Raw genomic sequence first — 5456 nt, forward strand, 5'->3', positions numbered from 1 at the left:
TAGCCCCCACAAAAGCATCGCGTGGCCGCCTCATTGATCGGCTATCCTGCCCATCAACGGTTGCAGTGCCTGCCCAATCAACAGCACAGCCATAATGGCCGAAGCCATGGCAACGTTTTGATGCAGCACGGTAAGCGCTGCCGGAAGGATACCCGGTAACAAGCTGGTCGCACCATTATGCAAGAAATGTAGCCAGGATAATCCGAGCAATGTACCAGTACCGCTGCTAAAGCGCGGATCTTTCCAGAAATCCCGGGTCCCTTAGCTTGCATGGTCCAGCCGGTCGAACTTCGCTTGCAGTTCGTCCTTGCTTTCCCGGCGGTGCGGATCGAGGATGATGCAATCTACGGGGCAGACTTGCTGACATTGAGGTTGATCATGATGACCTACGCACTCGGTGCAGCGCTCCGGATCCACCTCGTAGTGCTCTCCGCCCATGGAGATCGCCATATTCGGACACTCGGGCTCACATATCGCGCAATTGATGCATTCATCTGTAATCATTAAGGCCATGTCGCTACCATAGATTGTGGTGATTGTGAAAATAACTGCCTAGCGTTACGGCATCGGGAAGGGGTCTCCATCAGGATACTTCTAACGGCACCCCATCCTGGTCTTGCCGGCAAAGGGATGTGATATCATGCACCCGGCAGTTGGGAAAGAGCCGCTACCGGTCGATAATCCGCCGGTAGGGGGCTGATCTTCTGCCCTTGGACAAAGCCGTCCCGCACAAAGAGATTGATGACTTCGCCGTGGGCCTGGATAAGCTTGACGACGTTGGGGTCATCGCTGGTTTCTTCTACCAATACGCCGTTGGGCAAGAGGGTGACTTCCATACGTACCTTTTCCCGCTGGGCGAAAATCTCTACGAAAGCGGGATCCCAGTTGCGTAGAGTCATGTTGTCTTCCAAGCGATGGTGCATGGCAGGGACATGATCATGCAGGAGGCGTACCATTTCCGGGTTTTCTGAGGTGGTTATGGCACGAATGCCGTTATGTAGATTGATCACCTCTCGGTAGAGTTGATCATGGTGCCGCAGCAGCGTTTGAAAAACGCTTTGGTCATGCTGATGACGTGTCATGCCTGCATTGCCGAAGCGAGCAGCCAAGGCTGCCTCCATTTGGGCTTCGTTCCCCACGGGTGGGCGCATTCCTGCTTCAACGCCGAAACGAATGCCATTAGCCGTCATGGCGCTCCGGCCAGCGCCGCCGCCCATACCTCTACCGCCGCCCATACCTCTACCGCCGCCACCACCCATACCGCGGCCACCACCACCACCTACGCCCCGCCCCCGGTTACCCATTCCGCCGCGAATGTTGGAGTTGGGGCCCGAGCCGGTTAAATTGCCTCCAGGGATGGTGTCATTTCCCCTGCCAGGGAGAGTGGCACCGCAACTGGGACAGATATTCTTGGTATTACTCATCTCGATTCTCCTTTTCCTAGTAGCCGAAACTACCTTGTCCTATGCCTTGTTTGCGACCCATCCCCCGACCGCTGTCATAGTAATCCGGCACCCCAAAGAACGGGCTCATTCCGAATGAGAGGCGCGGCTGCTGTTGGCTTGGCGCATTGCTGCTGCCAACAAGACGTTCCTGGCCGGATGGCCATGCGCAACGGCAATTACGCCTATTGCCCGACTGACGGAATCCTTTCATGACTTGCACTCCTAAATAAGAACGATAACGATTCCCTTTTAATACCATTAGGGGATCCATGCATTGAGAATTATCAATCCAAGAACGGTAGTGAAAATATCCATTGAGCTGTGGTGTCAAACAGCGTTTAAAAATGTCCAGATGTCGTCTGGCATGCGGATCTCACCTACATCCCCACTGCCGAAGGCTGGTTCTACCTTCCCGCTGTCAAGAATCCATGCACCTGCGAGATCGCGGGATATGCCATTGCGGCCCGCAGGGCCCGCTGACCTCCTAACGAGGCCTTTTCTTGAGGTGCTTCAGCCCATTTGTTACCTACTGGACCGCCCCAAGTGCTTCCGGCTGGAGCGAAAGTTAGCCGAGTCGGATTGGATGCCGACGGAACAACCGCGCCTTTGCAAGGCACACCCAACGCTCCCATCGAGAGCTTCTGGGGCAATTTGAAAAAGGAGATGGTCCACCAGCAGCACTTCGAGACCAGATCTTGATGCCTGCGTAGCGATTCGGGAGTACATCGAGATTGTTATCAACCGTCAACGCCGGCATTCCCGGATTGGCTATTTGGCACCCGCGGTGTTTGCACAGACCTTCACACGGGTAGCCGCTGGAGACGGAGCTGTCTACGATTTGCAGGGCGCCTTACTCAGCGACTGGTTACCTCGTGAGTACCATTGGCAATATTGCGTAGTTCATGATAGGAAACGCTGATTCTTCCATTACTTTCATGAACTAATCCGCGTCTTTTGAAATCTGCCAAAATACGGCTGACATGCGTTGGTGAGATGCTAAGAAAATCAGCAATTTCATGTCGATGGAAGGGAAAGGAAACCTTCCTGTTGTCCGGATAGTTTCTACACCAGAAACAGAGAAATGCCGCCACACGCCGTACGGAATCTGCGGACAACACCAGCAACAAATGATTCTCCAGCTCCCGATGGGCGATTTGCAGTCGCTTTCGAATCGCACTCTGTACGCGAGAGTCTTGGTCACACCAAGTACGTATTTGAGAGATATTGATTCGACAAACCAGAGAGTTCTCCAGCGTGGTTGCCGTATGTTGATAGCACGATTGATCGAGACCTTCAAAACCCCAGATGTCACCATTACGCAAGAGTTGCACAATTTGCGTTCCCCCGGATACGGTTACACGTTCCAGCTTGATCGATCCCTGTCGTAGGACAAAGGCCTGCTGGATGAGGTCTCCTTCTTTGCTAACACAGGTATCGGCAGAAACGGCGGTATCTTCCACCTGGATCGGCAAATGCGCCAGATCCGTATCCAACAATTCCGAGAAGATACTCCAGCGGCGTACAGGACAGGTAAGACAATCAGACATCTTCATCTTTTTATCCAGAGTAAAAGAGTTATCTTTCAATTATCGTATCCTAATCTTCTTTAGCGCAACCTTGCGGATTCACAACTATTGCTCAAATCCACCACCAATAGTGGATATCAGTGGTTTATACCCTTTGCTCAAGGGCTGCGTAAACGCAACATCCTACTCTTAGCCATTGTTTCTTCATGTGTTATGAAATGGCACATATTATGCTTTTACTGTTTTGCATTTTTCCACTTATTTCTGAGAGGTGTGCGATGTTAGCAGAAAACACCTTGCCGATTCTGTTGAGTCGGCTTGACTTTGCTTGGATTACCTCCATGCATATTCTCTGGACACCATTGACGATCGGCGTGTCCTGGATTCTTTTCGGGCTGGAAGTAGCGTGGTTGCGTTCTGGCGACAAGCGTTGGTACCGTCTAAATCGGTTTTTTGAAAAGATCTTTATCGTGAATTTTGGTGCCGGGGTTGCCACTGGGGTTACCATGGAAATGGCTTTCGGTATTCTGTATGGTCCTTTCTCCCAGGCAGCAGGACCTTTCTTTGGTAATATCCTCGGATTTGAAACCATCACCGCCTTTATGTATGAGGCAGGATTCATTGGCCTCATGATCTTTGGCTGGAATAAAGTTGGCAAGGGCATGCATTTGTTCTCTACGTTTAATGTGGCTCTTGCTTCTAGCCTTTCTGCCTATTGGATTCTGGTAGCCAACTCTTGGATGCAAACCCCGAATGGGGTAGTACTCAAGGACGGCTTGTTCCAGGTAACTAACTGGTGGCATGCGGTGTTCAACGATAATGCACAATGGGGATTTCCCCATATGTGGGTAGCGACCATGATCCTGGGATTTTTTGTGCTTGCAGCAGTAAGTGCCTGGTACATTCTGAAGAATCGCCACGCGGATCTCTTTGTCAAAATGCTCAAACCCGCAATCATAGCCCTGCTGATCCTCACCCCTATCCAGATTTTTATAGGAGATACCGTAGGGGTAGATGTTGCCCACACAGAACCCACCTCATTAGCAGCGATGGAAGGGCACTATCATACCTATCTGCCCGATGGTAAGGTCAACACGGGCTGGCATCTGATTGCCATTCCTAATGCCAAGAACGATGGCAATGTCTTTGCGATCACCATTCCCCATGTCCTGAGTCTGCTGGAAACCCATACCTGGAGCGGGAAAGTGACTGGTATGGACAGCTTCCCGGCGAAGGATCGACCCGATGTGTGGGTACCGTTCTACAGCTTTCGGATAATGGTAGCCATTGGCTTTTTCCTTTTCTTCATTGCACTTTGGGGAACGCTGTTGATGCTGCGGGGCCAATTCACAGTGAGTGGCCTGCGGGCTCGTCCCTGGTTTCTGCGCCTTGTGGTTCTCAGCGGTTTTCTTCCCTATCTAGCGATTTGGACTGGTTGGTGGACTCGGGAAGTCGGCCGTCAACCCTGGGTGGTGTATGGACTCATGCGTACGTATGAGGGGGTAAGTCACATGGGGCTTGGGCAAGAGATTGCCTGGTTTGCAGGATATATTCTCTTTGAACTGAGCGTGTGGGCAGGGGCTTGGTACTTCTTCAGCAAGATTATCCGGAAAGGACCAGACTTGGATAGTCCGCTTCCTGGTACCACAGAGGCAGACGAAGAAGTCCATCAGGGTGGTGGCGGACTAGCCACACCGAGTTTTGCAAAACCTGCCCTTCGGCAAGAACGGTAAGAATGCTCTCTCCCGGGGCCGACCCGGGAGAACAAACCAAGGAGTTTGCTATGTTCGATATCGGCCGTATCGCCACCACGTTGACAACCTGGTGGTGGCTACTCTTAAGTCTCATCTTCTTATTCTATATCGCGTTGGATGGGGCAGATCTCGGTGCGGGAGTCTTTGCCCTGTTTTCTCCAGACGAAGAGGAACGGGGTGCCATCATGGCCTCCATGGCCGGGATGTGGGATGGGAATGAAACCTGGCTGGTGGTAGCTGGAGGCGTGCTCTTCGGGGCTTTCCCACTCGTTTATGGCTCTGCCTTTAACTATTTGATGATTCCCTTGATGATTGCTTTATGGGGAGTTATCTCTCGCGCTGTCGCTTTTGAATTTCATGTGCATGCTACAGGAAGTAAACGACTATGGGGATGGGCATTTGCGTTGGGCAGCTTCCTTGCGCCATTTGGAGCGGGAATGGCCCTCGGTGCCACTTTGCAAGGTTTCCCCATGAAAGCCGGCCCCGCCATGGCAGAACATGCACCAGGACTCTTTGTACACTCGCCGATTCCGCATTTCAGTGGCAACGCATTGACTTTCCTGACACCCTTTTCGGTGTTCACCGGTTTTGGAGCGGTGATAGCCGCCGGGCTTGCGGGAGGTCTATATCTGGCCGGCTCAAAAATGAAGTGCAACACCTTTGGTCCAAGGAGACTGGAGGTGAACAATGGGCAACCAGTATCAGCACTTGAGCATGGATGAGAGAAACCG

Annotated in this window: 5 protein-coding genes and 1 pseudogene; 3 read left to right on the forward strand and 3 right to left on the reverse strand. The window is 52.1% G+C overall.

Translation table 11 applies throughout. The features are described from left to right. Window positions 1-261: 261 nt before the first annotated feature. Both RTI30_RS12205 and RTI30_RS12210 read right to left on the reverse strand, forming a co-directional pair. Complete coding sequence (locus RTI30_RS12205) at window positions 262-513, reverse strand: YfhL family 4Fe-4S dicluster ferredoxin (protein WP_312283867.1); 252 nt, start codon at window positions 511-513, stop codon at window positions 262-264. A 125-nt stretch (window positions 514-638) separates the two neighbouring features. Next, window positions 639-1424, reverse strand: coding sequence for a hypothetical protein (locus tag RTI30_RS12210; protein ID WP_312283868.1), 786 nt, complete (start codon window positions 1422-1424; stop codon window positions 639-641). A gap of 564 nt (window positions 1425-1988) precedes the next feature. On the opposite strand from RTI30_RS12210, the gene RTI30_RS14335 reads away from it, so the two are divergent. Then, window positions 1989-2144 (forward strand): IS3 family transposase, encoded by a 156-nt coding sequence (locus RTI30_RS14335; RefSeq protein ID WP_409449707.1) that lies wholly within the window; start codon window positions 1989-1991, stop codon window positions 2142-2144. A gap of 155 nt (window positions 2145-2299) precedes the next feature. Here RTI30_RS14335 and RTI30_RS12215 read toward each other — a convergent pair whose 3' ends face one another. Then, the gene (locus tag RTI30_RS12215; RefSeq protein WP_312283869.1) at window positions 2300-3031 is read right to left on the reverse strand and encodes a Crp/Fnr family transcriptional regulator; all 732 of its coding nucleotides are present in this window, start codon (window positions 3029-3031) and stop codon (window positions 2300-2302) included. Between the two features lie 218 nt (window positions 3032-3249). Between RTI30_RS12215 and RTI30_RS12220 the strand changes: the two genes are divergently transcribed. Together RTI30_RS12220 and RTI30_RS12225 are read left to right on the forward strand one after the other, a co-directional pair. Further along, on the forward strand, window positions 3250-4704 hold the full coding sequence (locus tag RTI30_RS12220) for a cytochrome ubiquinol oxidase subunit I (protein WP_312283870.1): 1455 nt from the start codon (window positions 3250-3252) through the stop codon (window positions 4702-4704). A 50-nt stretch (window positions 4705-4754) separates the two neighbouring features. After that, window positions 4755-5357: pseudogene (locus RTI30_RS12225) on the forward strand (cytochrome d ubiquinol oxidase subunit II); the annotation flags it as partial. Window positions 5358-5456: the final 99 nt, after the last annotated feature.

The organism is Candidatus Igneacidithiobacillus taiwanensis (genome assembly GCF_031962545.1).
GTDB lineage: Bacteria > Pseudomonadota > Gammaproteobacteria > Acidithiobacillales > Acidithiobacillaceae > Igneacidithiobacillus > Igneacidithiobacillus taiwanensis.

Excerpts from the sequence above, each read along its gene's own strand:
- RTI30_RS12205 (WP_312283867.1), bottom strand. The coding sequence starts at position 513 with ATGGCCTTAATGATTACAGATGAATGCATCAATTGCGCGATATGTGAG.
- RTI30_RS12210 (WP_312283868.1), bottom strand. The coding sequence starts at position 1,424 with ATGAGTAATACCAAGAATATCTGTCCCAGTTGCGGTGCCACTCTCCCT.
- RTI30_RS12220 (WP_312283870.1), top strand. The coding sequence starts at position 3,250 with ATGTTAGCAGAAAACACCTTGCCGATTCTGTTGAGTCGGCTTGACTTT.